Here is a 22,146-nt window from a genome sequence, read left to right as displayed (position 1 = left end):
TTGCACCCATGCTGGGCGCACCCAAAAGAAAAAAGCAGCCTAAGCTGCTTTTTTCTTCTTTATTCCTTGTTTTCCTTGCCAGCAAGTTCCTTAAAGGATTTTACCTTTCCATGCGGGTGCTGGTCCTGCTTTCGTACAGTCCAGTTACGCTCCTTCTCGCGCTTTGATTCTGACATGCTCTTCCCTCCATTCATATTTGCGTTCATTATTACCATGCCCCATCTGGAAGAAATCATTTCCTTACAAATTTAATGAATTATTTGGTACAATAAATTTTGTTTCTGGAAAGGGGTTTTATGAAAAATGAAAAATTGGATGGCGGATCGCAGATTAATTCTTGGTATTTTGATCGCTCATCTTCTCCTGTTTTTTACCTTCGAGGATAAAGACGTATTCTGGTATATATTCACAGCTTCGATGCTGGTTCTGATCAGTTATTCCATCATACACGAAGAAATCGAGGACAATACATCCACATTAACTTATTTAACGCTAGGAGTCGCTTCTGGTCTCGGTCTATTCGGCCTCTTTTGGCTCGGAAGCTTCCTGATCGAGATGCTTAATCTGCCTTTCGCCAATCAAATCTCGCGTCTGTACGGCAGGTTCTCACCTGAATTATTCTGGCATTATCTCGTCCTGGTGTTAATCCTGGCTCCCGGCGAAGAAATCTTTTGGCGAGGATTTATCCAAAAACGACTTAGCAAATACTTTAGTATGAAAATGTCGATTGGCCTTTCAGTAATATTATATGCTTCCGTCCATCTCTATTCCGGGGAGTTCATCCTTGTGCTTGCTGCAATGATTGCTGGACTTGCGTGGGGTATTTTATATGCTTGGAAACGGAGCTTGCCACTCGTTATTGTCTCTCACATCGTCTTTGATTTATTATTATTTGTTTTCATTCCTCTAAACTAGGCTCTGCACCTTAAAAATGACCCATGCCACTAATTGGCTTATGGGTCATTTTTATTATTGTCCAATTTGCTTGTCCATGATATTTTTGTAAATGCGACAAGTATTGTAACTTTCATAATTATATTCCGTCTAAAAATGTAGAAATCACCATACGAAATTACAGGGGGCAATTAAACATGAAAAAATTAGCAAAGTCATTTGCAATTATCGGATTATCAGCATTATTCATTGCAGGCTGTGGTGCTCCGGAAGAATCGGAGTCAACAGACAAAACACCTGCTGCCCAGCCGGCTGCTGCGCCAGAGAAAAATGAAGAAGACCAAAAGACAACAGACCAGGAGAAAGCTAATGAAGAGGGCTTGATCCGCATTATGGAGCAAAACATTGCTTATACAGTGAATGGCGAACAAAAGGAAGAAACTGCTTTCTTAAAATACAATGATAATCAAAACTACTCGATGTATGTTTTGCCTGGATATGAATTGTCAGCAGAGGAACCTAACAAAGATGTTCTGATGTGGACTGAAGACGACAGTCTGTTCATGAGGATAGAATTGCTTCCAGCCGACGCAGAGTGGGATTTAGTAGAAGAAAATTCAAAAGCACAGCTAGCGGCTGTTGGACCTGAGGTAAAAGAAGCACAAACACCTGAAGACCCATTCTTCACCAATGCTTGGGCAATGGAAACGAAAAGTGGGTCAGACATCGTCACTACTTATTTAATTAAAAATGAGGAACAGCCTTTAAAGCTGACTCTATTCACAAAAGAAGACGCTGACCACCGCAACGCGTTCATGGAAATGGCCAAAACGATTTTGGCAGAAAACAAATAAAAAAGAAGGGGGCTCCCCTTCTTTTTTATTTGTTTGCATTAACTGGTTTCATCCATAACAACACTATAAAGATTAAACTGATATAGCCAAAAACCGGATACAGGATCGAAAGAAGTGTTCCATAATCGATCAAGCTGATAAAATAACAAATTAAAAAGAGCAGTGAGACAACGAGCAAGCTTGGCACCTTGATATATTTTTGAATCTGCCTTTCAAGACCAAAAATATTGCCGATTACAGATGTGAAGATTTCACCATAGACAATCAGGACAAAAATCCAGTAAAGTCCTGCAGCTAGCTGCTTCATGACAACTGCCATCGGTATTTCAAATGTTTCGAACCCTGGGAGCATGATTAAGGTCAAATGGCTTGAAAGCAGGATCAATGTCAGCGCAATCCCGCCGAGGATCCCTCCCCATTTTACAGTATTATCGTCTTTGATCTCTGCTGCAACAGGAACCAGAACTGCCTGGGCAAGCGACAGGTTCAGGGCTGTATAGGAAAACGGACCGATGACCGCCTTCCAGCCATCCTCTGCATATGGAATAAAAACGACCTGCTCTATGAATCCTGGCAACCTGACTGACAGGAAAAATAAAATCAGACTGAACAAGATCATCATCGGCACCACAAAGGTATTAACAGCAAAAACGCCCTTCAACCCGACGACCATAACGGCAAGTGACATTGCAATCGTGATAAAGATCCCAAGTGATTTGCTTAATCCAAGCTGCTCCTCAAAAACTGCCCCTGCACCTGAAAGCATAACAGCACAAACTCCAAGCAGCATAAAAAGCATCATTATATTGATGATTCTCCCAAAAAATCTCCCAAATAAATGTACATTCATTTCTTCATAAGATTGGGCCCCGATAGCTGCTGCGATGCGCATTAATTTTGCACCCAGATATGTAAGAATGTATCCCGCCATGAAAACCCCAATCAATCCAACTATGCCAAAGCGGGAAAAAAATTCAACGATTTCCCTTCCCGTCGCAAAACCGGCTCCCACAACAGTACCAACATAAACAGCAGCGATTTGAAAGGCAGCACCCCAATTCGTCTTCAAACCGTTCCCCTCCCTCCTTCTCAATATATGTAAGGATAGACAAACCATGACGAGCTTTTTTCAAGAGGACTTTCGAATGGAAGGGTTTAGTAAAAATTACCACAAACAAATCCCTTGAAAGTCAAATAAGGTCAAATTATAATGAAACTAAATTGATCAAAGATAGTCAAAGTCAAAAAAAAAAAAAACCTTTGATCATTTTAAAATAGAAACTATATTCCTGAAGGAGGAACTTAAATGCTTTGTCAAAATTGCCAGGAGAAACACGCAAATATCCAGTTGAGAGTAACTTTAAACGGTAATCAGAAGCATTTAATGCTCTGCGAAGATTGCTACCAGACAGAAAAAGAGAAATTAGGTGCTTCCTTTGGCAACTCGATGTCCGGAATTTCGGGCTTTGGAGGCTCGCCTTTTAATGATATGTTCAAACAGTTTTCAGACAATATGTATAACCAAACCCCTAACCAGAACCCGGCAGCTGCTGCTACGAAAACAGCTGGCGGAGGAAATGGCTTTATTGATCAATATGGAAGAAATTTGACCCAAATTGCTAAGACCGGCTTGATTGACCCGGTGATTGGACGAGATGAAGAAGTCAAACGAGTGATCGAGATTTTAAATAGAAGGAATAAAAATAACCCTGTGCTTATTGGTGAACCTGGTGTGGGTAAAACAGCGATTGCGGAAGGACTCGCTCTAAAGATAGTTGAAGGTGCTGTCCCAGATAAGCTGAAGAACAAGGAAGTTTATCTCTTAGATGTTGCCTCTATGGTTTCCAATACAGGAATTCGCGGGCAATTTGAGGAGAGAATGAAACAGCTAATTTCTGAATTACAAGCTCGTAAAAATATCATTCTGTTCATTGATGAAATCCACCAGCTTGTTGGTGCAGGGTCTGCCGAGGGATCCATGGATGCAGGCAATATCCTTAAGCCGGCACTTGCCCGCGGTGAACTGCAGGTAGTTGGTGCGACAACTCTGAAGGAATATCGTCAGATTGAAAAGGATGCAGCTCTCGAGAGACGCTTTCAGCCAATACATGTCCTGGAACCAACAGTTGTGGAAGCTGTCGAAATCCTGAAAGGAATCCAGTCCAAGTACGAAGATTTCCACCAGGTATCCTTTTCAGAAGAAACAATCAATGCATGTGTACAGCTATCACATCGTTATATCCAGGATCGCTTCCTTCCTGACAAAGCAATCGATTTAATGGATGAAGCCGGATCGAAGCTTAACCTGGTTTCTGACTATACAGATAAAAATGATGCAGAAAACCGCCTTGCTGAAATCGCCAGGGAAAAGGAAAATGCATTGAAGCAAGAAGATTATGAAACAGCCGCAAAGCTTCGTGACGAAGAAGCAAAGCTGGAAAAAGCATTAAATGACAATGGTCATGCAGTACGCCCTGTTGTTACAGTCCAGCATATCCAGGAAATCATCGAGAAGAAGACTGGAATTCCAGTGGGCAAACTTCAGGAAGACGAACAAGCAAGGATGAAAAATCTGGTCGCAAACCTTAATGGCAAGGTAATTGGCCAGGAAGAAGCTGTGCAAAAAGTAGCGAAGGCAATCCGCCGCAGCCGTGCTGGTTTGAAATCAAAGAATCGACCAATTGGATCCTTCCTATTCGTGGGACCAACAGGTGTCGGTAAAACGGAACTGACCAAAACATTGGCAGAAGAGCTTTTTGGTTCAAAAGATGCAATGGTTCGTCTTGACATGAGTGAATATATGGAAAAGCACAGCGTTTCGAAGCTGATTGGTTCGCCCCCGGGTTATGTAGGCCATGATGAAGCTGGCCAGCTGACCGAAAAAGTAAGACGGAATCCTTATAGCATCATTCTGCTGGATGAAATTGAAAAAGCTCATCCAGATGTCCAGCACATGTTCCTGCAGATACTTGAGGATGGCCGCCTGACTGACAGCCAGGGCCGCACTGTAAGTTTCAAGGAGACTGTCATCATCATGACAAGCAATGCTGGAGCCGGACACAAAACGATCAAAGTAGGATTCGGCCAGAGCACCGCTGTCAACGAATCAAGTATCCTCGATTCTCTGGGCGGTTTCTTCAAGCCAGAATTCCTGAACCGCTTTGACAGCATTATCGAGTTCAAGGCACTTGAAAAAGAAAATCTTCTCCAGATCGTCGACTTGATGCTTTCTGAAATGAAAGAAACACTTTCAGAGCAGAACATCAGCCTTGAGGTTGAAGCTGAAGTAAAGGAAAAGCTTTCAGAGCTGGGATACCATCCTGCATTTGGTGCACGCCCTCTGCGCCGCTCCATTCAGGAACAGCTTGAGGATTCAATCGCGGACTTCATCCTTGAAGAACCCGATGCGATTGAATTGATAGCAGTCATCGAAAATGACGGTATAACTATAAAACGTAAATAATTGCCTCGAAGGTTCGGATTGACTCCGGACCTTCATTTTTTGTGCAATTTAAAATGTCCCTTTGCAAAGAGCCCCAGTAACGATGACAAATCCCCTGCTCCTGCAACCGCAAGATGGTGTAAAAACTATCTTGAATTTTTACAGTTTAAAAATGAAATATACATAAAAGACATATAGAATAAGAGCATAACTTTTTATTAAAGAAAAGAGGTATACCTAATGGGGTTTCTGACACGGTTCAGTCTAAAAAATGCTTTTGCAGTTTTTATTATTTCTTTTTTGCTAATACTCGGCGGACTTTATTCCTTCACTCGTCTGAAGGTCGACTTACTGCCGAATATCGAATTCCCTCAACTTTCTGTTGAAGTTATTTATCCTGGAGCATCTCCACAGGATATTAATGAGCAAGTGACAGAAAAGCTGGAGACTAAATTCAAAGGGATCGATGGATTAAAAAAAATCCAGAGCTCCTCATTTGAAAGTATCGCTATCATCAATCTGGAGTTCCCTTTCGATACCGAACTGGATGATGCTGAACAGCAGGTCAATTCCTTCATCAAGGAGGCAGGACTTCCTGAAACAGTTCAAACAAATGTGAACCGCTTTTCATTTGGCACATTCCCGATTTTCAACATTTCCCTGTTTGCAAAAGGAGATCAGGACCTGGAACAGCTTGTAAACGAGGAAATCATTCCCGAACTGAATAAGATTCAGGGAATAAACAGTGTTTCAGTTGGCGGTATGACTGAGGACATCCTTCAAATCACGGTTGATCAGAAAAAGGCTGGCGAGCTTGCCCTTAGCTTGAATGAGATTAAAGAAAGTATCAATGCAAAAAAATTCAGCTTTCCAGCTGGCAACTTGAACGAAAATGAAATCCAGGTGCCGGTAAGGGTTCAAGAAAAAATTGAAGAAATCAATGAACTCGAGAACCTGGTTTTACAGTCAAAATTCGCTCCAAATGCACCAACAGTTAAACTGGGTGATATAGCCTCGATCGAGGTTGTAACAGAAAAGCCTGAAATCACCCGCTACAACGAAAAAGAATCTTTATCGATGGCTATTACTAAAAAGCAGGATGCAAATACGGTAGAAGTTGCCGAAAAGGTACTTTCGGTTATAAACAGCTATGACGACCGTCTGGAATACGCCATTGGCTTCGATTCCGCAGAAGGAATTGAAAAATCGGTCAATACCCTTGTCAAGGAAGGTTTGCTAGGGGCACTATTCGCTTCAATCGCCGTTCTGATTTTCCTCAGGAACTTCAGGGCCACCATTATTGCGATTGTATCGATTCCGCTGTCACTGTTGATTTCGTCGATCTTCTTGAACCAGCTTGATATTTCATTGAACATCATGACACTAGGTGGTATGGCCGTGGCCGTTGGCCGGGTGGTCGATGATAGTATCGTAGTTATTGAAAACATTTTCCGCCGAGTCCGCAAGGCAAATAAAGCTATGACAGATGAACTGATTCAGGATTCTACTAAGGAAATCCTGAAGGCGATCACGTCCTCAACTATCACAACGGTTGTTGTATTCTTACCGTTGGGACTTGTCGGGGGCATTACCGGGGAATTCTTCCTTCCTTTTGCGCTGACGATTGTATTTTCATTGCTGGCTTCATTAATTGTAGCCGTAACAATAGTGCCAATCCTGGCTAAATTCTCCTTCAAGAAGGTGCCTAAGGAAGAAAAAGAAGGCGCAATGCAAAGAGCATATGCGTCATCAATCAAATGGTCACTGAACCATAAAAGCCTAGTAATCTTCCTGTCCATTGCCCTGCTTGCAGGTTCAGGATTCCTTGTCAAAGGTCTTGGTTTCACGTTCATTCCGAATGAAGAGCAAAAACTTCTTGTCGCTACATTCCAACTGCCATCTTCAACATCACTGGAAAAGACGAATGAAGTCTCTTTGAAAGTGGAGAACATGTTCGCAGACAAAAAAGAGATCAATGATGTCACCGTTGGAATCGGCAGCAGGGACTTCCAGACGGGGCTTAAACGCCAGAACCAGGCTAACTATTTTATCAGTCTGGGAGATGGTGTAAGTGTTGCTGAGTTCATTCCAGAGCTTGAAAAAGAAATGGAAGAAATCGTTCTAGCTATAGAACCTGATGCGAAAATAGGCATTCAGGAACAATCTACCGGCGGCCCGCCATCAAATAATAATGTCAATATTGACTTGTATTCTACTGACCTGGCTGTCCTGCAGGACGCAGCTGCTAAAGTGGAAGATTACATGATGAAGCAGGAAGATTTGAAATATGTATCCAACAATTTTTCCGAGAAACAAAAGCAAGTGATTGTGGATATTGACCCTGAAAAATCTGCCCAATTAGGGGTTTCCGGATTCCAGGTTCTTGGTACGATAACTGATAAAACCAAACCTGTTGATGCTGGTTCAATGAAACTAGGCGATGAAGAACGTCGTGTTTCCATTACCTATGATGAAAAATCCGAAACAATAGAGAATCTCAAAAATACGATGATCTTCACTCAACAAGGTCCTATTCCAATCACCGAAATAGCCAGTATTACAGAAACGGAAGCATTCACTTCAATCCAGAAATTAGACGGCAAGATATTCGCCCGCGTTTCGGCACAAATTGATTCGAATGATATTAGAGCCGTTTCGACTGCTGTCATTGATGGTGTCCAAAATGATATTGAACTCCCTGAGGGTGTGTCTCTCGAAGGCGGAGGCGGCAGTGACGAGACAGTTGAAACCTTCACTCAGCTGGGAATTGCGATGGTCGTGGCCATCGGGCTTGTCTATTTGACGATGCTGATCACATTCGGCCAGGCAAGGATTCCGTTCATTATCCTGTCATCCTTGATTTTCGTCCCAATCGGCTCACTGCTCGGATTGTGGATTGCCGATGAACCGATGTCAGTAAGCGTCATGATTGGACTGCTGATGCTGATTGGGATCGTAACGACCAATGCGATTGTAATGGTCGACCGTATTGGCCAGAACCGGACTGAAAAAGGGATGCCAATTCGCGAGGCACTTGTGGAAGCAGGAATCACCAGACTGCGGCCAATCCTGATGACGGCCTTCGCAACGATTGCCGCATTGATTCCATTGGCGTTCACTACTTCATCTGGCACCCTGATTTCAAAAGGGTTGGCAGTAACCGTAATTGGAGGGCTCACCTCCTCCACCCTGTTGACATTGATATTGATCCCTGTTATTTATGAAGTGTTTTTCTTCAGACAGGTGAAAAAAGAACGGAGTATGTAAGCAGGAAGCCCGCATGTGGATGCGGGCTTTTTTAAGTTCTATGCAGGGCTATCCTCTGAGAAAGAGCCATTCTTGGCGATAGACACCCTTATGCATCCTCTTCCTCCTACATAAAGGTTCCGTTCTTCGCGATAGATACCCTTATACAACCTCTTCCTCCTACATAAGGGTTCCGGTCTTGGCGATAGACACCCTTATGCAACCTCTTCCTCCTGCATAAGGGTTCCGTTCTTCGCGATAGACACCCTTATACATCCTCTTCCTCCTACATAAGGGTTTCGTTATTCGCGATAAACACCCTTATGCACCCTCTTCCTCCTTCATAAGGGTTCCGTTCTTCGCGATAGACACCCTTATACATCCTCTTCCTCCTGCATAAGGGTTCCGTTCTTCACGATAAATACCGAATCCATCAATAAAAATTGATTACCAAACAAAAAACTGCAGAAAACTGATTTTCATCAAGTTGGTCTGCAGTCTGAAGCGAAACCACCACGAGCTTCGCTTTTCCTAATTACAGCTTGCTATCGTCAACCGAATCAAGCCAGCGCTCGATTTCGCCAATTACTGACTCAACGCAGCCTTCTTCAAATGGAGAAATAAGGTTTGCTTCCTTGACTAGGTCAGTGAAAGCCATACTTCCTCCCAGCTTGCAAAGGTTAGCATAATCCTTCCATGCTTCTTCCTGATTTTCTCTTGAACGCTTCCAGAACTGGAATGCACAAATTTGTGCAAGCGTGTAATCGATGTAGTAGAAAGGCGAATTATAGATATGGCCCTGTCGCTGCCAGAATCCTCCTTCTTCTAAATAAGTATTTCCATCATAATCTTTATGCGGGAGATACTTCTTCTCGATTTCTCGCCATTGCTGCTTCCTTTCTGCAGGTGTTGCTTCAGGGTTTTCGTAAACCCAGTGCTGGAATTCATCAACAGAAACTCCGTATGGCATGAATAACAAGCCGCTGCTTAGGTGCGAGAATTTATATTTATCGGTATCCTCTTTGAAGAATAGTTCCATCCATGGCCATGTGAAGAATTCCATGCTCATCGAGTGGATTTCGCAAGCCTCATAAGTTGGCCAATTATATTCCGGAATTTCAAAATGACGGCTTGAATAGACCTGGAAGGCGTGCCCGGCTTCATGCGTCAGAACGTCGATATCACCTGAGGTGCCATTAAAGTTCGAGAAGATGAATGGTGACTTATAGTTTTCAATGTATGTGCAATATCCTCCGCCCGCTTTACCTTTCTTCGCAACAAGGTCCATCAGATTGTTCTCATTCATGTAACGGAAAAATTCACCCGTCTCAGGTGACAGCTCATCGTACATTTTCTGACCGTTCTCAATAATCCACTCAGGGGTTCCCTTAGGTGCTGCATTACCGGTTTTGAAATCAAATGGCTCATCAAAATATTTTAACTCATTGATATCAATTCGGTTCTTCTGACGTTCCTTAAGCTTTGACGCAACCGGAACAATGTATTTGTGGACCTGGTCCCTGAATGCTGCTACCATGCTGCTGTCATAGTCAGTACGGAACATCCGGTAATATGCCAACTCAACAAAGTTGCTGTAGCCAAGCTTGTGGGCCATTTCTGTCCTCACTTTTACAAGCTCATCATAAATGCGGTCAAACTCTTCTCCGTGCTCAGAGAAGAATGCGAATTTGGCTTCACTTGCTTTCTTTCTTGTTTCACGGTCTTTTGACTCTGTAAAAGGATCAAGCTGCGCAAGAGTTCGCTCTTCGCCTTCAAACATGATTTTTGCAGAAGCCACAAGCTTTGTATATTCAGTTGATAGCTTATTCTCCTTCTGCATCAATGGAACGATCTCTGGTGAAAATTGTTTTAACTGAGCTTCAGCCAGAGCGAATAGCTGGCGTCCCCATTTTGCTTCAAGCTCATCTCGGTAAGATGATGAAACAAGTGCTTCATAATATTTTGTTACCAAACCCTCTACCTGTGGCGCGAGTTCATCCAGGAAATCCTGCTCTTGCTTATAGAATTCATCCTCGGTATCGATTGAATGGCGAATATAGCAAAGATTGAACATAGTACCAACGTCATTACGCAATTCATTGATTCCATTCATTGCAATGCTTTGCTCTTCAACCGATCCAGCATTTTTGAATTGTTCCAGCAGATTATCGAATTTGGCAGTTACCTCATCCAAATTCGGGCGTGTATATGTATAGTGCTCAAATTTCATGGTATTGCCCCCTTTATCTTTATAAGGGATGTCTGTTTATCCCCATCCCTAACCTATTCTACGGATATTCCCTATTTTCCTTTTAATTGCTTGTTCTTTTCGTCAACTTTTCCGAAAAAACACAATAAAAAAAACGGCGTGTGCCGTTTTTAATATTTGCTTACAGAAAGGCCCAGCTTTTTTAACAATTCAATTGCTGAGTCTTTTTCATCATCATTAAGGCTGTCCATCAGTTCGTGAATCAACGCGCTGTGTTCAGGAAAGATTTCTTCTATCAGTTTTCTTCCATCATCAGAAATTTTCGCATATGTGACCCTGCGGTCTTTTGGGCAGGCTACTCTATCTAAATAGCCCTTTTCTTCAAGCTTATCAACTACATAGGTAATACTCCCGCTTGCCAGCAGAATCTTACCCCCGATTTGCTGCAATGGCTGTTCACCCTTGTGGTATAGAAGCTCGAGAACAGCAAATTCCGTCGGGTTGAGACCATTTTTTTGGATGACCTTGTTCACCTTTTCATTAACAGCCCTGTATGCTCTCGACAATACAATAAATAACTTTAAAGATTTTTCTCTCTCATTGTTCATAACATTTCATTCCTTTACCTTAAACGACTAATCCATAACTAGAGTATATCTGAATTTGTTGTTTTTATCAGTATTTCCCTTAATTTTATAAGAAAAACTAAATAAAGTCCTTCCAGAGATTCTATTCTTTTTAAAGCAAAGGAGAAATAATCGGCAATAAGTTTAAAACTCTCGCATTTGAGGGAAAAATACGGTCATCAACATACATCAATGAATTAGGAGTGGCTTGAATGAAAAAAGGTTTAGGAATTGTTATCGGCTTGTTAGTCATATTAGGAATTTTCATCATGATGGGAGTTGGCAGTTACAATAACTTCGTTGCCGAAGAAGAGAATGTCAATAATGCATACGCCCAGGTGGAGAACCAGCTTCAGAGAAGGCTCGATCTGATCCCAAACCTTGTTAATTCAGTCAAGGGGTATGCAGCTCATGAAAAAGAAGTCATACAATCCATTTCAGATGCACGCGCAAGATTAGCCGGAGCGAACACACCAGAGGAACAGGCAACTGCTAATGCCGAGTTGTCAAGCGCGTTAAGCCGCTTGCTTGTGGTTGTTGAGAATTACCCAAACCTGAAAGCGGACAAGCAGTTCACTCAACTGATGGATGAGCTTGCAGGAACTGAAAACAGATTGGCTGTAGCAAGGAAGGATTATAATGACCAGGTATCCGTTTTCAACAGGAAAGTAAAGCAATTTCCAGGTGCCATTATTGCTAACATAACAGGTTTTGATGAGAAGGAATACTTCAAGGCGGACCCTCAGGCACAGGAAGCCCCTGAGGTTGATTTTGGAGGCTGACGATGAACCAGCAAAGATTCCCTGGCCTTGCTGCAATAATTGGCATCCTGCTATTGCTGCTTCCGGCCGGGGCAATCGCGGCACCAAATGAGATACCTGACCCAGTTGGTGATATATATGTCCAGGATTTCGCTAATGTTTTAAGTGAGAACGAGGAAATACAGTTAAAAAACATAGGAAAATCGATTGACGACCAGACTACTTCCCAGATTGGGGTCCTTACCGTTGACTCGATCGGTGAGTCAAATATAGAAGAATACTCTGTCGAAGCTTACCGTAAATTTGGACTTGGAACGGAAGAAAACGATAATGGCGTGCTGCTTGTAATAGCTATGCAGGAAAAGAAAATCAGGATTGAAGTCGGATATGGGCTTGAGGGAATTATTCCCGACGGCAAAGCTGGGCGAATCCTTGATGAATATGCGATTCCACATTTGCAAAATGACCAGGCTAACCTTGCTGTCATGAATACTTACCAGGCGCTTGCAAACGAAGTCTCAGGCACAAATGAATTCGGGAGTGCTCCGCGTGATGTCCAGCAGCAGCAGGACTTGCCTATACCGTCCTGGCTGCTCATCATCATTGTAATCGGCGTCGTGGTCCTCGATTTTATGTTCTTCGGAGGCACCCTAACCTACCTTTTGTTATCAATCATATCGAGAGGCGGCGGTGGTGGCCCGCGTGGAGGAGGCGGCGGCTCTTCCGGAGGCGGCGGTGCCAGTCGTGGGTGGTAGATTGACAAAAACACCAGAAGCAATTGCCCTGGTGTTTTCTTTTTATTTTTTATATATTCACAATGGGCTTTTTGTTTCTAATTCTGTCTGCGATTTCCTCCATCATCACCTGTAATTTTTCGTCCCTGTCCTCTGGGGCGATTTTTTTATGCAGAACTGCGTACAGAAGAATATCCCGAAGCATCAAAAACATTGGCACTTGCTCATTCCAGCCTTCTGGCAGCTGGTTCGCTTTTTGGTATCCTTCGATAAAAGCCTCTAGAAATAACTTGCCAAAGCGGCTACGCTCTTCGTCCTCGCTGGCAGGAATTTGATATATGATTGAATAGTACAGAGGGATTGCAATATCTGAAGCGAACCAATGGTAACTCGCATCATCGAAGTCGAATACGTGAATCCGCTCTCCATCATAAAAAAAATTACCGGAATGAATATCACCATGGATTATGCCGTAATTATCCACATTTTTTGGCAGTGCTGAAATCGCGGCAATCACTTGATTCGCGTTGTCTATTAACACCCTCTCGTCAGAAGGATAATATTTTTCAACAGATAGAAGTTCGTCCTCGTTCCAGCTGCTGCGTGCTATTATGCCTGAAGACGGCTTATAGGATTTGGTGGCATGATGCATCCTACCTGTCATTTCTCCCCATTTCCTGAACAGCTCTTCATTAAATTCATCAGAACGGACACTGACTGCCTTCCCTTTTGCCTTTGCATATAAGCAGCCATAAAACCCACTTTGATCTGCTGCCAGAACTTCTTCCACAAGGTATCCTTGTGTCGAGGGAAAAACTTCTGGGACAGACAGACCTTTGCTGTTTAAATGCTTCATCCAGTCCAATTCGGACAGAACCTCATTCTTGCTCCTATGGGAACTATGCGTAAGCCTCATTATAAATGGATGACCATTTCTATAAGTTTCATAAACATAATTCTCAAAATCACCAAGCTTTTTAAATTCTCTCTCCAGGCCGAAACGCTCCAAAAAATTGTGTAAAATCTCCTGGGTCATCAATGCGCTCACAGATTTCTCCATAAAAATCCCCCCTAGTTAAATAATCTGTATTTTCTAAATTATATTAGACCATATATTTCAATAGAAAAGCTATTCTTATCTCGTGACTTTTTTTGTAAAATGATATGTAGGAAACCGAAATAATTTAAGAAGGAGACAATCATGACCCAATCAGCTGCCGCCGTCAGTGCAAAACCGCAGAATCAAAACGATACTGCGTATAAGATACTCTTCATCATCGGGTTGGTACATTTATTGAATGATTCCATCCAATCCGTCATTCCTGCAATGTTCCCTATCCTTGAAAAATCAATGGGTCTTTCATTCACCCAATTAGGGATGATTGCCTTTTCACTGAATATCGTTTCTTCCATTCTTCAGCCTTTGATAGGGATGGCAACTGATAAAAAGCCAATGCCTTATGCCCTTCCGCTTGGTTTGACTTCGACGATGTTCGGTGTTCTTGGACTGGCATTCGCTCCGAGCTTTGAGTTTGTTATTCTTTCCGTTTTATTCATTGGTCTTGGGTCAGCTGTTTTCCATCCAGAAGGTTCCAGGGTGGCCTATATGGCAGCCGGACCGCGCAGAGGATTGGCACAGTCCATTTATCAGGTCGGGGGCAATTCCGGCCAGGCACTCGCCCCGCTGATTACAGCGCTCATACTCGTACCACTCGGGCAATTCGGAGCAGTTTGGTTTACGCTTGTAGCGGCAATCGCCGTTGGTCTGCTTTTATATATCGCTGCCTGGTACAGCCGTAAATTGGATTATGAAAAACTAGCCGCCAAAGCCAAACAAGCTAGCAAACAAGTGAACAAGGGGATTTCAAAAAATATCAAAATGGCGCTTGTCCTGATCTTATTTTTGATTTTTGCACGCTCCTGGTATATTTCAGGTATGACGAACTTCTATGCATTTTATGCAATCGATAAATACGGCATTTCGATTAAGGAGGCGCAAATTTTCCTGTTTGCATTCCTTGTTGCAGGTGCATTCGGCACTTTTTCCGGAGGCCCGCTCGCAGACCGTTTCGGCAAGAAAAACATTATTTTTCTTTCGATGATCGCTACTGCGCCTCTTTCCGCAATCATCCCTTTTATGCCCTATGCAGTTGCATTCGCTTTGCTGACGATAAGCGGATTCATCCTGATGTCGAGCTTTTCTGTAACAGTGGTATATGCCCAGGAGCTTGTTCCCGGCAAAATTGGGACGATGGCTGGACTGACAGTAGGTCTCGCATTCGGAATGGGCGCCATTGGTTCTGTCGGACTCGGGTATCTTGCTGACTTAATCGGTTTGCCATTGATGATCATCAGTGTCGGATTCCTTCCCTTGCTCGGACTATTGACCATGTTCCTTCCAAAAGATGAAAAACTTGCTGAATGGAATAATGAATAAGTCTATTTTCAGGGTACGTCGAAACAAAGTTGCGATAAATAGTTGAGAAAGCAACAAAGTTTACGAAAAAAGTCTAACAAAAATATTCCATTTGCCTATTTATGTTTAGACATGCTCCTGTTAAGGAAAAAAAGATAATGAAGATAAAAGAAGGGAGATCATCATGTCTAAGTTTAAGATTAACTATTTTTTTGAAAAAGATTTTAAAGTTTCACGACCAATCGAGGTAGAAAATATTTCAGAAGCCATCCAGGATGCCAAGGATCAAGAAGGCCAGATTGAATTCACTGGTGAAGATAATATTTTCTATAGATTCGATACGAAAGACATTAAACTTGTAACGATTACAGAAGCTTAATTTATATACAAAAAGGGTGAAGCTTCAATGGCTTCACCCTTTTTTGTGTCTGAAATTAGTATTTCATACACCAGGAAATTATAAAATTATTTAGGTGTGGATAACTAACTGTGGTTTTCTTAATCCAGCTCCAGCGCCTAGCCCCTCGAGTCGCTTCGAGCCGCCCATTGAAGTCAAAGAACGACTTCATTGGTCGTCCCTCCGAGGCACAGGACGTGCTAGACCCGCCAGCCACACGATGTGGCGTTTTAGGCGGGCAGCGCTTGTCGGGGCTGAACGAGGCGCTTGCGCTTTTTGTTCTTATTGTTAAATTATTTTAATACGTGCTGCCAGCTCTTGCTTCTCTTCCTCGCTGAACATATTCTCTGCCATAGGGAAAAGGATGCTTTCTTCCTTAGCGAAATGGCTCACAAGTGTGTAATTAGCATTTTTTATCATTTGAGCATTCTCAATCATTTTTTCATTTGTAAAGCCTTTTGTGCCTTCCTTTGTATTGTGGAGGAAGGTTCCAATAAAGCGCTTTGCCTGATCATGTTCATATTCCATTACGGCAATCGGTCCCATTTCCCTTCCAATATAAACAGCCATCATCTCAAACAAAACGCCTTCTTCACGCTCTGAATGCGGTTCAAGCTCAGCAAGGAATTCTATGACCAGGTCTCTCAGCTTCGTAAAATTCTCCTCCATTTGCTCACCTTCCTCAATCTTCACTGATATATCCAAAAGGTTCGCAAGCATCTCCAATAAAGGCGGATGTTCATTTTTTAATTGTTGAAGACCTGCACTTAATGTAAAACTTGAATCCTGGTTGATACCACTCATACAGCCTGTCATCCTGATCGGCCTCCTATTTATTTTGATAGTTTTATTATAGGAAGCGAACGCATTCGAGGTTGTGATAGGCATCACAATAAAATTTAATTTCAGAAAATGTGAAGAAAGAATGACACTTTGTTAAATTTTCTAAAAATTTTAACATTTTACCTTCAAATATTATAAATCCTTACATATAATAAATTTATAGCTAAAGGAAAAGGAGTGAATTTAGATTGCAAAATAATTTATATCGCGATTTTTACAAGAAGGCACTTATGCCAGCCGGACTCAGTGACAAGAAAGCCTTCCTTGATCTCCAGCCTGACATGCTGCATACTCATTTACTGATTGGACTTCAGGGCCACCAGGAAGATGGCCGGGAATTTTATCATTGGAACGTCACGATTTATAAATCAGATTCATCCGGAATCTATGATGCTGGTAAACCAGTATATGCTTCAACACTGTATGACTGTTTTGATGAAGCTGTTGAGGCAGCGCGGAATATAGAAAAAGAGATCCTTAGTGACCAGCTTCACGCAGTGTGCCAGCAAGAAAAAATCAGTTAATCCCCCCTCATTTATCCTCAGCTGTTTAGCTCCACCTTTTTTTGAACCCATTTGTGAATTAACTTACATATGATGAATATAGAATAATTGTTACTGTCAAATTCTTAAAGATATTTCCCTTCATCCTCATTCAAATCATTTCTGGATATTTTCTTGAACCTATAAGTTATTCAACTACTATTCGGGCATTGGCCATATACCGTTTTCCTTTCATTTTCCATGGCATTTAAGACAGCAAAAAGACCGGCGAACAAAAAATGTTCGCCGATCCCCTTTTTCATTAACTATTAAGCAAGCCTGAATACGATTCCGTGTCCACCTTTCGGATATTCCCATTTGATATTCTGATATGGGCAGCCGATCCGGCAGCTGCCGCATTCGTGACAGCCTTCATAGCCCACCTGCATCCTCTTACCTTCCCACTTGTATACTTCAGCCGGGCAGAATACGGTGCAGAGTTTATCAGGGCACTGAGTCATGCAGACGTCATGATCCAAAACTGTCAGATGCGATTTTGTGTCACACTTAAACCTTAAAAGAAATTGTTTTTCCTCGATGTTTGTCGTTGACATTATTTCACCGCCTTCCAGGCACGATAGATGTCCTGCATTACCTTAAAGGTTCCTTTTTCAGCCGTCACGCTGCGCATGATTTCCTTCTGCTTTTCTCTTTTCGGTGTTCCATCGACTGTGAAGAACTTGCTCATCGCTTTGTTCATCATTGGCAGATATTCTTTGAAGTATTGCGGGTAGGTCTCAAAGGTATGTGCTGCATCCTTATATTTTTCAAGGTCCTTGATAATGAAGCTTCCGAATAATGCTTCCTTATAACGATTCAGGCTGTTCTCACTGAAGTCGCCATCTTTTTTGGCCTCAACGATTGCTTCCGCCGCCATTTGTCCCGAAGCCATCGCCATGTTTGATCCCTCACGGTGAATGGCATTGACTAGCTGGGCGGCATCCCCTACTACTAGCACACCATTACCGGCAACTCTCGGCACAGAATTGAATCCTCCTTCAGGAATCAAGTGGGCAAGGTATTCTGCTGACTCTCCGCCCTCAAGATAAGGACGCACCATCGGGTGTTTTTTCAGGTAATCAAGCAGCTCATATGGCTTCAATTTGGCTTTGATCATGCTTGAGAGTGTCGTTCCTACCCCGATATTCAAGCTTTCTTTGTTTGTATAAAGGAAGGCTGTACCAAGATTCCCTTGTGTTGAATCACCAAAAATCTCTATCGTAGTACCATGATTTCCTTCAAGATTAAAGCGGTCATTGATTTTGTCCTTCGGCAGATTGATTACTTCCATAACCGTCAGGGCAACTTCATCAGGGCGAAATTCCCTATGGAAGCCGAGCTGCTTGGAAAGCAGGGAGTTAACACCATCTGCAAGTACGACAACATCTGCATAAGCTTCTCCATCAGGACGATCGGTGCGGACACCTATAACCTTGCCATTTTCAACAATACATTCATTAACAACTGTTTCGTTTATCAACAGTGCACCCTGTTCAACCGCTTTCTGTGCGAACCATTGGTCAAACTGTGCACGCAGCACTGTAAAGTTATTATATGGCTCAACTGCCCATTCAAGACCTTTGTAACCAAACTGGACAACCGATTCTTTATCCATCATCCAGAATCGCTGTTCAACCACAGGCCTTTCGAGAGGAGCTTCCTTCCAAAACTCCGGAATGATATCTTCCATCTGTTTTCGGTAAAGGACTCCACCCATAACATTCTTTGATCCAGGGTATTCACCGCGCTCGATCAACAAAACCTTCAGTCCGCTTTTTGCACAATTGTAGGCACATGAAGTTCCAGCAGGGCCGGCTCCTACGACGATTACATCAAATTTTTCAGACATAGCTCATTTCCCCGCCCTTCTCTTTGCTGAGCTCTTTGAACTGCTTGATTAGTTTAGGCACAATTTCCATTGCATCACCGACAATGCCATAGGTGGCAACATCGAAAATTGGAGCGTTCGGGTCCTTGTTAATTGCGATAATCAGCTCAGAGTTTTTCATTCCTTCAACATGCTGAATTGCCCCTGAAATTCCGATAGCAAAATATATTTTCGGAGTGACAGTCTCGCCGGTCTGGCCAACTTGCTGCTCATGCTTCAGCCAGCCCGCCTCAACGACATCCCTTGTGCCACCGACACTCGCACCAATTACTTCGGCCAGCTCATGAATCAGCTGGAATCCCTGAATGTCTCCTAGTCCTTTTCCGCCGGCCACGATAACATGGGCTTCTGCAAGGCTTGCTTTTTTTGTTACATCCTTCACAATTTTAAGCACTTTAGTGCGCATATCTTCTTCCCGAAGTTCTAACTCTTCTTCGATGATGACTCCCTTCCTGTCTTCATCCGTTTCGAGGGCTTTCATCACCTTTGGGCGTACCGTTGCCATTTGCGGCCTGTGTTTTTTACATAGAATCGTAGCCATGATATTTCCGCCAAATGCAGGACGGCTAGCCTCAAGCAATCTTTTCTCAACATCGACATCGAGCATCGTCGTATCAGCTGTCAAACCTGTACTTAAATCTGTTGCAACAGCACTCGCCAGGTCTTTGCCATTTGGCGTTGCTCCATAAAGGAAGATTTCCGGCTTATATTTTTCAGCCAGTATACAGACACCCTTCATATATGATTCAGTCCGATAATTCTTCAGTACCGGATGATCAACAACATAGACTTGATCTGCGCCAGCATAGATTACTTCATTAGCTAAAGGCATGACACCTTCACCGAGCATCACTCCGGAAAGCGGAACTTCCAGCTTGTCTGCAAGCTTCCTTCCCGCACCCAGTAATTCCAGTGAAACACCTTCAATAATTCCATCATTTACTTCAATGAATACCCAGACTCCCTGGTTTTCTTCCATCCTGCTATTCCCCCTTTATAATCGGAATCAAGAGTTGGCTGTTTTTATTTTTAATAAATCTTTTCTTTCCATTAAAACTCCCATAAGCTGTTCTACCTGAGAATCGGAGTTGCCTTCAATTCTTTTTCCGCCTTCAAGCTTTGGAGGACTGAACATCTTGCCAACAATCGTTGGAGATCCTTTTAAACCCAGCTGTGTCTTGTCAACTTCCTCAAGATCATTCACAGACCAGATAATCGGTTCATAACGTGCCGCATTGATCATATTTGTAAGCGGAGCATACTCTATGTCATTGATCTCCTTTTCAACAGTCAGTAAGCAAGGAAGCTGTGATTGAATAACTTCGTATCCATCGATTTGCTTACGCTTGATATGAACATATTTTTCTGCTTTATTAACCTCTGAAACTTCGATAACATTCGTAATTGGCGGTATATCCAGCCTGCGGGCAATTCCTGGCCCTACCTGTCCGGTATCCCCATCAATCGCATGCTTCCCGCAGATTACAAGGTCAATCGGATTATCCTTCGATATTTTTTCAAGCGCTTTGGAGAGCGCATAGCTTGTAGCCAGGGTATCTGCCCCTGCGAATGCCCTGTCAGAAATCAGATATCCGCGGTTTGCGCCAATTTCAACGCTTTTCTTTATAACTGCTACTGCCTGGGGCGGTCCCATTGAAAGAACGGAAATCGTTCCGCCGGTTTTGTTCCTGATTTTGACTGCTTCCTGTACAGCATGTGCGTCATAAGGGTTCAAAATTGCTGGTGCGCTTCGCCTGTCCAGAGTATTTGTCTTAGGATTGATTTTAATGATCTTTGTATCGGGCACTTGCTTGACACATACGACAATGTGCATACTCTCTTTTCCCCTCCTCAAAATGTAAAACTATTAACTTGTAAGCGATTACTTTGGCAGTTAAAAAATAAAATGCTATGTAGTACGATATATGAATCGCATTACATGCATAGTACCAACAATTAAAAAAACGGAAAGCAAAATTGTATTTCTAATGGTAAAAAAATGAGGTTATGACATTGATGAACTTATAGTTTTATACGATGACAGTGCGTTGAAATGTAGATGATGATGGAGTGATTCGCATGGTGATATAAAAACCTATCTATGTTAAAAATATATAAAATACAAATTAAAAAATATGATAAATATCACACAAAGCAACTTTCACGTGAAAAATTGAGCAAATTGTTAAATTATTGGCGGAGGGCTGGAAAGAACCTGGGGGATATTCAATTGAAATCACCTTATAGAAACATTTTAGCCACCGCCGGTTTCCTGGCAGTGGCTAATTTTTTCGATATGAGGTAATGTTATCACGCATGCGCTAAAATATATTGTTTCTTTGTCAGCAGGATCATTTGCCTAAATAAAACTTTTGCTTTTTGCCGCTGTATTTCCGTCTCTCTGCATAAAGTTTGATATTCGTAAATCAGACGGTCTAGCTCCTGGCTTCGATAAATTGTTTCCTCACTCGTGTATCCAGATTCCATTGCAGCAGCCACCATCAATTCCCTGGCACGATCAATTTCTTTTAACAAAGCATTTTTCGAATGATACACGTCAATATCTCCTCTACTACTTTAATTCCTTAAATAAATAAAAGTTTACTTGAAGAATTATGGCAAATGCTTGTTTGATTGTAAATAGATTCGCAAAATAAGACAATATTCACCGCAAATAATTTTTTCTTCGACAATGTTTGCGCTCCTCGTGATTACTGGCTTACTTTTTCCTCTTCATAAATCGGAACCCAGCCTTCAGTTGTCACGAAAATTCTTACCGCAACTACCTGGCGGTCATCCTGAAGCGTGAAGTAATGACGAGTATTTTCAGGCACGGAGATCAGATCTCCTGGATTCAGGAACACTTCAAAAAATTCTCCTTCTCTGTCCTGGATGACAAATACTCCATGGCCGCTGACGATGAATCTTACTTCATCATCTGTGTGGTGGTGTTCCTGCTTGAAATTGGCAAGCAGCTGGTCAAGATTCGGTGTATTGTCAGACAATGAAATGACGTCCTGAGCTTTGTAGCCTCTGCGTGCAGAAATGTCTTCAATCTCGGTTTTGAAGGCTTCGAGAATCTGCTGTTTTTCATCATCAGTCAAAAGGAACTTTTCCTGAAGGTTTGCTGGGAGCTTATTGATATCCCACTTTTCATAGATAACTTCCTGTGCGTTCAAAAATGATTCTACCTGCTGCTCATCAACGATTTTTTCCTGTGTGTTTTGCTTTACGATATATGCCATGTGAATCTCTCCCTTTTTATAATATCTTTCTTCTTCCTAATGAAATCTG

Annotated in this window: 23 protein-coding genes; 10 read left to right on the top strand and 13 right to left on the bottom strand. The window is 42.4% G+C overall.

Features of this window, described 5'->3' with window-relative positions:
* Positions 1-59 precede the first annotated feature (59 nt).
* Complete coding sequence (locus J7E32_RS23045; RefSeq protein ID WP_286183592.1) at positions 60-176, bottom strand: DUF6254 family protein; 117 nt, start codon at positions 174-176, stop codon at positions 60-62.
* A gap of 127 nt (positions 177-303) precedes the next feature.
* Here J7E32_RS23045 and J7E32_RS19670 point away from each other — a divergent pair, with 127 nt between their 5' ends.
* Complete coding sequence (locus tag J7E32_RS19670; protein ID WP_214910939.1) at positions 304-915, top strand: CPBP family intramembrane glutamic endopeptidase; 612 nt, start codon at positions 304-306, stop codon at positions 913-915.
* 176 nt (positions 916-1,091) lie between these two features.
* Positions 1,092-1,748, top strand: coding sequence for a hypothetical protein (locus J7E32_RS19665; RefSeq protein ID WP_214910937.1), 657 nt, complete (start codon positions 1,092-1,094; stop codon positions 1,746-1,748).
* Between the two features lie 25 nt (positions 1,749-1,773).
* Here the strand turns inward: J7E32_RS19665 and J7E32_RS19660 are convergent, their stop codons facing one another.
* Positions 1,774-2,817, bottom strand: a complete 1,044-nt coding sequence (locus J7E32_RS19660) for a YkvI family membrane protein (protein ID WP_214910935.1) — start codon at positions 2,815-2,817, stop codon at positions 1,774-1,776.
* 237 nt (positions 2,818-3,054) lie between these two features.
* Between J7E32_RS19660 and J7E32_RS19655 the strand changes: the two genes are divergently transcribed.
* Positions 3,055-5,211: an ATP-dependent Clp protease ATP-binding subunit gene (locus J7E32_RS19655; RefSeq protein WP_214910933.1), complete on the top strand. Its 2,157-nt coding sequence runs from the start codon at positions 3,055-3,057 to the stop codon at positions 5,209-5,211.
* A gap of 219 nt (positions 5,212-5,430) precedes the next feature.
* Positions 5,431-8,457, top strand: a complete 3,027-nt coding sequence (locus J7E32_RS19650; RefSeq protein ID WP_214910931.1) for an efflux RND transporter permease subunit — start codon at positions 5,431-5,433, stop codon at positions 8,455-8,457.
* A gap of 514 nt (positions 8,458-8,971) precedes the next feature.
* Here the strand turns inward: J7E32_RS19650 and J7E32_RS19645 are convergent.
* Both J7E32_RS19645 and J7E32_RS19640 read right to left on the bottom strand, forming a co-directional pair.
* The gene (locus J7E32_RS19645; RefSeq protein ID WP_214910929.1) at positions 8,972-10,666 is read right to left on the bottom strand and encodes a M3 family oligoendopeptidase; all 1,695 of its coding nucleotides are present in this window, start codon (positions 10,664-10,666) and stop codon (positions 8,972-8,974) included.
* 149 nt (positions 10,667-10,815) lie between these two features.
* Positions 10,816-11,253 carry a MarR family winged helix-turn-helix transcriptional regulator gene (locus J7E32_RS19640; RefSeq protein ID WP_214910927.1) on the bottom strand — a complete coding sequence of 146 codons (438 nt, stop codon included), beginning with the start codon at positions 11,251-11,253 and terminating at the stop codon, positions 10,816-10,818.
* Between the two features lie 230 nt (positions 11,254-11,483).
* On the opposite strand from J7E32_RS19640, the gene J7E32_RS19635 reads away from it, so the two are divergent.
* Together J7E32_RS19635 and J7E32_RS19630 are read left to right on the top strand one after the other, a co-directional pair.
* Entirely contained in the window at positions 11,484-12,053 is a 570-nt protein-coding gene (locus J7E32_RS19635; protein WP_214910925.1) for a LemA family protein, read from the top strand.
* Between the two features lie 2 nt (positions 12,054-12,055).
* A complete protein-coding gene (locus tag J7E32_RS19630) occupies positions 12,056-12,787 on the top strand; it encodes a TPM domain-containing protein (protein ID WP_214910923.1) in 732 nt (243 codons plus the stop codon).
* Positions 12,788-12,836: 49 nt separating this feature from the next.
* Here J7E32_RS19630 and J7E32_RS19625 read toward each other — a convergent pair whose 3' ends face one another.
* A complete protein-coding gene (locus J7E32_RS19625) occupies positions 12,837-13,826 on the bottom strand; it encodes a phosphotransferase enzyme family protein (RefSeq protein ID WP_214910921.1) in 990 nt (329 codons plus the stop codon).
* Positions 13,827-13,967: 141 nt separating this feature from the next.
* On the opposite strand from J7E32_RS19625, the gene J7E32_RS19620 reads away from it, so the two are divergent.
* A complete protein-coding gene (locus J7E32_RS19620) occupies positions 13,968-15,203 on the top strand; it encodes an MFS transporter (protein WP_214910919.1) in 1,236 nt (411 codons plus the stop codon).
* 163 nt (positions 15,204-15,366) lie between these two features.
* A complete protein-coding gene (locus tag J7E32_RS19615; protein WP_214910917.1) occupies positions 15,367-15,561 on the top strand; it encodes a hypothetical protein in 195 nt (64 codons plus the stop codon).
* Between the two features lie 55 nt (positions 15,562-15,616).
* Here the strand turns inward: J7E32_RS19615 and J7E32_RS23040 are convergent, their stop codons facing one another.
* Complete coding sequence (locus J7E32_RS23040; RefSeq protein WP_286183586.1) at positions 15,617-15,751, bottom strand: hypothetical protein; 135 nt, start codon at positions 15,749-15,751, stop codon at positions 15,617-15,619.
* A 116-nt stretch (positions 15,752-15,867) separates the two neighbouring features.
* Positions 15,868-16,395 (bottom strand): hemerythrin domain-containing protein, encoded by a 528-nt coding sequence (locus tag J7E32_RS19610; protein ID WP_214910915.1) that lies wholly within the window; start codon positions 16,393-16,395, stop codon positions 15,868-15,870.
* Between the two features lie 215 nt (positions 16,396-16,610).
* On the opposite strand from J7E32_RS19610, the gene J7E32_RS19605 reads away from it, so the two are divergent.
* Entirely contained in the window at positions 16,611-16,946 is a 336-nt protein-coding gene (locus J7E32_RS19605; protein ID WP_214910913.1) for a hypothetical protein, read from the top strand.
* Between the two features lie 287 nt (positions 16,947-17,233).
* Here J7E32_RS19605 and J7E32_RS19600 read toward each other — a convergent pair whose 3' ends face one another.
* The 4 genes from J7E32_RS19600 to J7E32_RS19585 are packed head-to-tail and all read right to left on the bottom strand — an operon-like array spanning position 17,234 to position 20,686.
* Complete coding sequence (locus tag J7E32_RS19600) at positions 17,234-17,518, bottom strand: ferredoxin family protein (protein ID WP_023615122.1); 285 nt, start codon at positions 17,516-17,518, stop codon at positions 17,234-17,236.
* Positions 17,518-18,813 (bottom strand): FAD-dependent oxidoreductase, encoded by a 1,296-nt coding sequence (locus J7E32_RS19595; RefSeq protein WP_214910912.1) that lies wholly within the window; start codon positions 18,811-18,813, stop codon positions 17,518-17,520. The genes J7E32_RS19600 and J7E32_RS19595 overlap by 1 nt, the downstream gene beginning before the upstream one ends.
* Entirely contained in the window at positions 18,806-19,831 is a 1,026-nt protein-coding gene (locus J7E32_RS19590) for an electron transfer flavoprotein subunit alpha/FixB family protein (RefSeq protein WP_214910910.1), read from the bottom strand. Before J7E32_RS19590 ends, J7E32_RS19595 begins: the two co-directional genes overlap by 8 nt.
* A gap of 27 nt (positions 19,832-19,858) precedes the next feature.
* Positions 19,859-20,686 carry an electron transfer flavoprotein subunit beta/FixA family protein gene (locus tag J7E32_RS19585; RefSeq protein ID WP_214910908.1) on the bottom strand — a complete coding sequence of 276 codons (828 nt, stop codon included), beginning with the start codon at positions 20,684-20,686 and terminating at the stop codon, positions 19,859-19,861.
* 267 nt (positions 20,687-20,953) lie between these two features.
* Between J7E32_RS19585 and J7E32_RS19580 the strand changes: the two genes are divergently transcribed.
* A complete protein-coding gene (locus J7E32_RS19580) occupies positions 20,954-21,157 on the top strand; it encodes a hypothetical protein (protein ID WP_214910907.1) in 204 nt (67 codons plus the stop codon).
* 5 nt (positions 21,158-21,162) lie between these two features.
* Here J7E32_RS19580 and J7E32_RS19575 read toward each other — a convergent pair whose 3' ends face one another.
* Positions 21,163-21,408 carry a Spo0E family sporulation regulatory protein-aspartic acid phosphatase gene (locus J7E32_RS19575; protein WP_353654078.1) on the bottom strand — a complete coding sequence of 82 codons (246 nt, stop codon included), beginning with the start codon at positions 21,406-21,408 and terminating at the stop codon, positions 21,163-21,165.
* Between the two features lie 155 nt (positions 21,409-21,563).
* The gene (locus tag J7E32_RS19570; protein WP_214910905.1) at positions 21,564-22,097 is read right to left on the bottom strand and encodes a 1,2-dihydroxy-3-keto-5-methylthiopentene dioxygenase; all 534 of its coding nucleotides are present in this window, start codon (positions 22,095-22,097) and stop codon (positions 21,564-21,566) included.
* Positions 22,098-22,146: the final 49 nt, after the last annotated feature.

This window comes from Bacillus sp. ISL-55 (genome assembly GCF_018613155.1).
Lineage (GTDB): Bacteria > Bacillota > Bacilli > Bacillales > Cytobacillaceae > Mesobacillus.
This window is presented reverse-complemented; position numbering and strand designations above follow the sequence as displayed.

Excerpts from the sequence above, each read along its gene's own strand:
- J7E32_RS19600 (WP_023615122.1), bottom strand. The coding sequence starts at position 17,518 with ATGTCAACGACAAACATCGAGGAAAAACAATTTCTTTTAAGGTTTAAG.
- J7E32_RS19570 (WP_214910905.1), bottom strand. The coding sequence starts at position 22,097 with ATGGCATATATCGTAAAGCAAAACACACAGGAAAAAATCGTTGATGAG.
- J7E32_RS19595 (WP_214910912.1), bottom strand. The coding sequence starts at position 18,813 with ATGTCTGAAAAATTTGATGTAATCGTCGTAGGAGCCGGCCCTGCTGGA.
- J7E32_RS23045 (WP_286183592.1), bottom strand. The coding sequence starts at position 176 with ATGTCAGAATCAAAGCGCGAGAAGGAGCGTAACTGGACTGTACGAAAG.
- J7E32_RS19630 (WP_214910923.1), top strand. The coding sequence starts at position 12,056 with ATGAACCAGCAAAGATTCCCTGGCCTTGCTGCAATAATTGGCATCCTG.
- J7E32_RS19625 (WP_214910921.1), bottom strand. The coding sequence starts at position 13,826 with ATGGAGAAATCTGTGAGCGCATTGATGACCCAGGAGATTTTACACAAT.
- J7E32_RS19665 (WP_214910937.1), top strand. The coding sequence starts at position 1,092 with ATGAAAAAATTAGCAAAGTCATTTGCAATTATCGGATTATCAGCATTA.
- J7E32_RS19635 (WP_214910925.1), top strand. The coding sequence starts at position 11,484 with ATGAAAAAAGGTTTAGGAATTGTTATCGGCTTGTTAGTCATATTAGGA.
- J7E32_RS23040 (WP_286183586.1), bottom strand. The coding sequence starts at position 15,751 with ATGAAGTCGTTCTTTGACTTCAATGGGCGGCTCGAAGCGACTCGAGGG.
- J7E32_RS19655 (WP_214910933.1), top strand. The coding sequence starts at position 3,055 with ATGCTTTGTCAAAATTGCCAGGAGAAACACGCAAATATCCAGTTGAGA.
- J7E32_RS19650 (WP_214910931.1), top strand. The coding sequence starts at position 5,431 with ATGGGGTTTCTGACACGGTTCAGTCTAAAAAATGCTTTTGCAGTTTTT.
- J7E32_RS19615 (WP_214910917.1), top strand. The coding sequence starts at position 15,367 with ATGTCTAAGTTTAAGATTAACTATTTTTTTGAAAAAGATTTTAAAGTT.
- J7E32_RS19590 (WP_214910910.1), bottom strand. The coding sequence starts at position 19,831 with ATGGAAGAAAACCAGGGAGTCTGGGTATTCATTGAAGTAAATGATGGA.
- J7E32_RS19580 (WP_214910907.1), top strand. The coding sequence starts at position 20,954 with ATGTTAAAAATATATAAAATACAAATTAAAAAATATGATAAATATCAC.
- J7E32_RS19670 (WP_214910939.1), top strand. The coding sequence starts at position 304 with ATGAAAAATTGGATGGCGGATCGCAGATTAATTCTTGGTATTTTGATC.
- J7E32_RS19610 (WP_214910915.1), bottom strand. The coding sequence starts at position 16,395 with ATGACAGGCTGTATGAGTGGTATCAACCAGGATTCAAGTTTTACATTA.
- J7E32_RS19585 (WP_214910908.1), bottom strand. The coding sequence starts at position 20,686 with ATGCACATTGTCGTATGTGTCAAGCAAGTGCCCGATACAAAGATCATT.
- J7E32_RS19640 (WP_214910927.1), bottom strand. The coding sequence starts at position 11,253 with ATGAACAATGAGAGAGAAAAATCTTTAAAGTTATTTATTGTATTGTCG.
- J7E32_RS19620 (WP_214910919.1), top strand. The coding sequence starts at position 13,968 with ATGACCCAATCAGCTGCCGCCGTCAGTGCAAAACCGCAGAATCAAAAC.
- J7E32_RS19645 (WP_214910929.1), bottom strand. The coding sequence starts at position 10,666 with ATGAAATTTGAGCACTATACATATACACGCCCGAATTTGGATGAGGTA.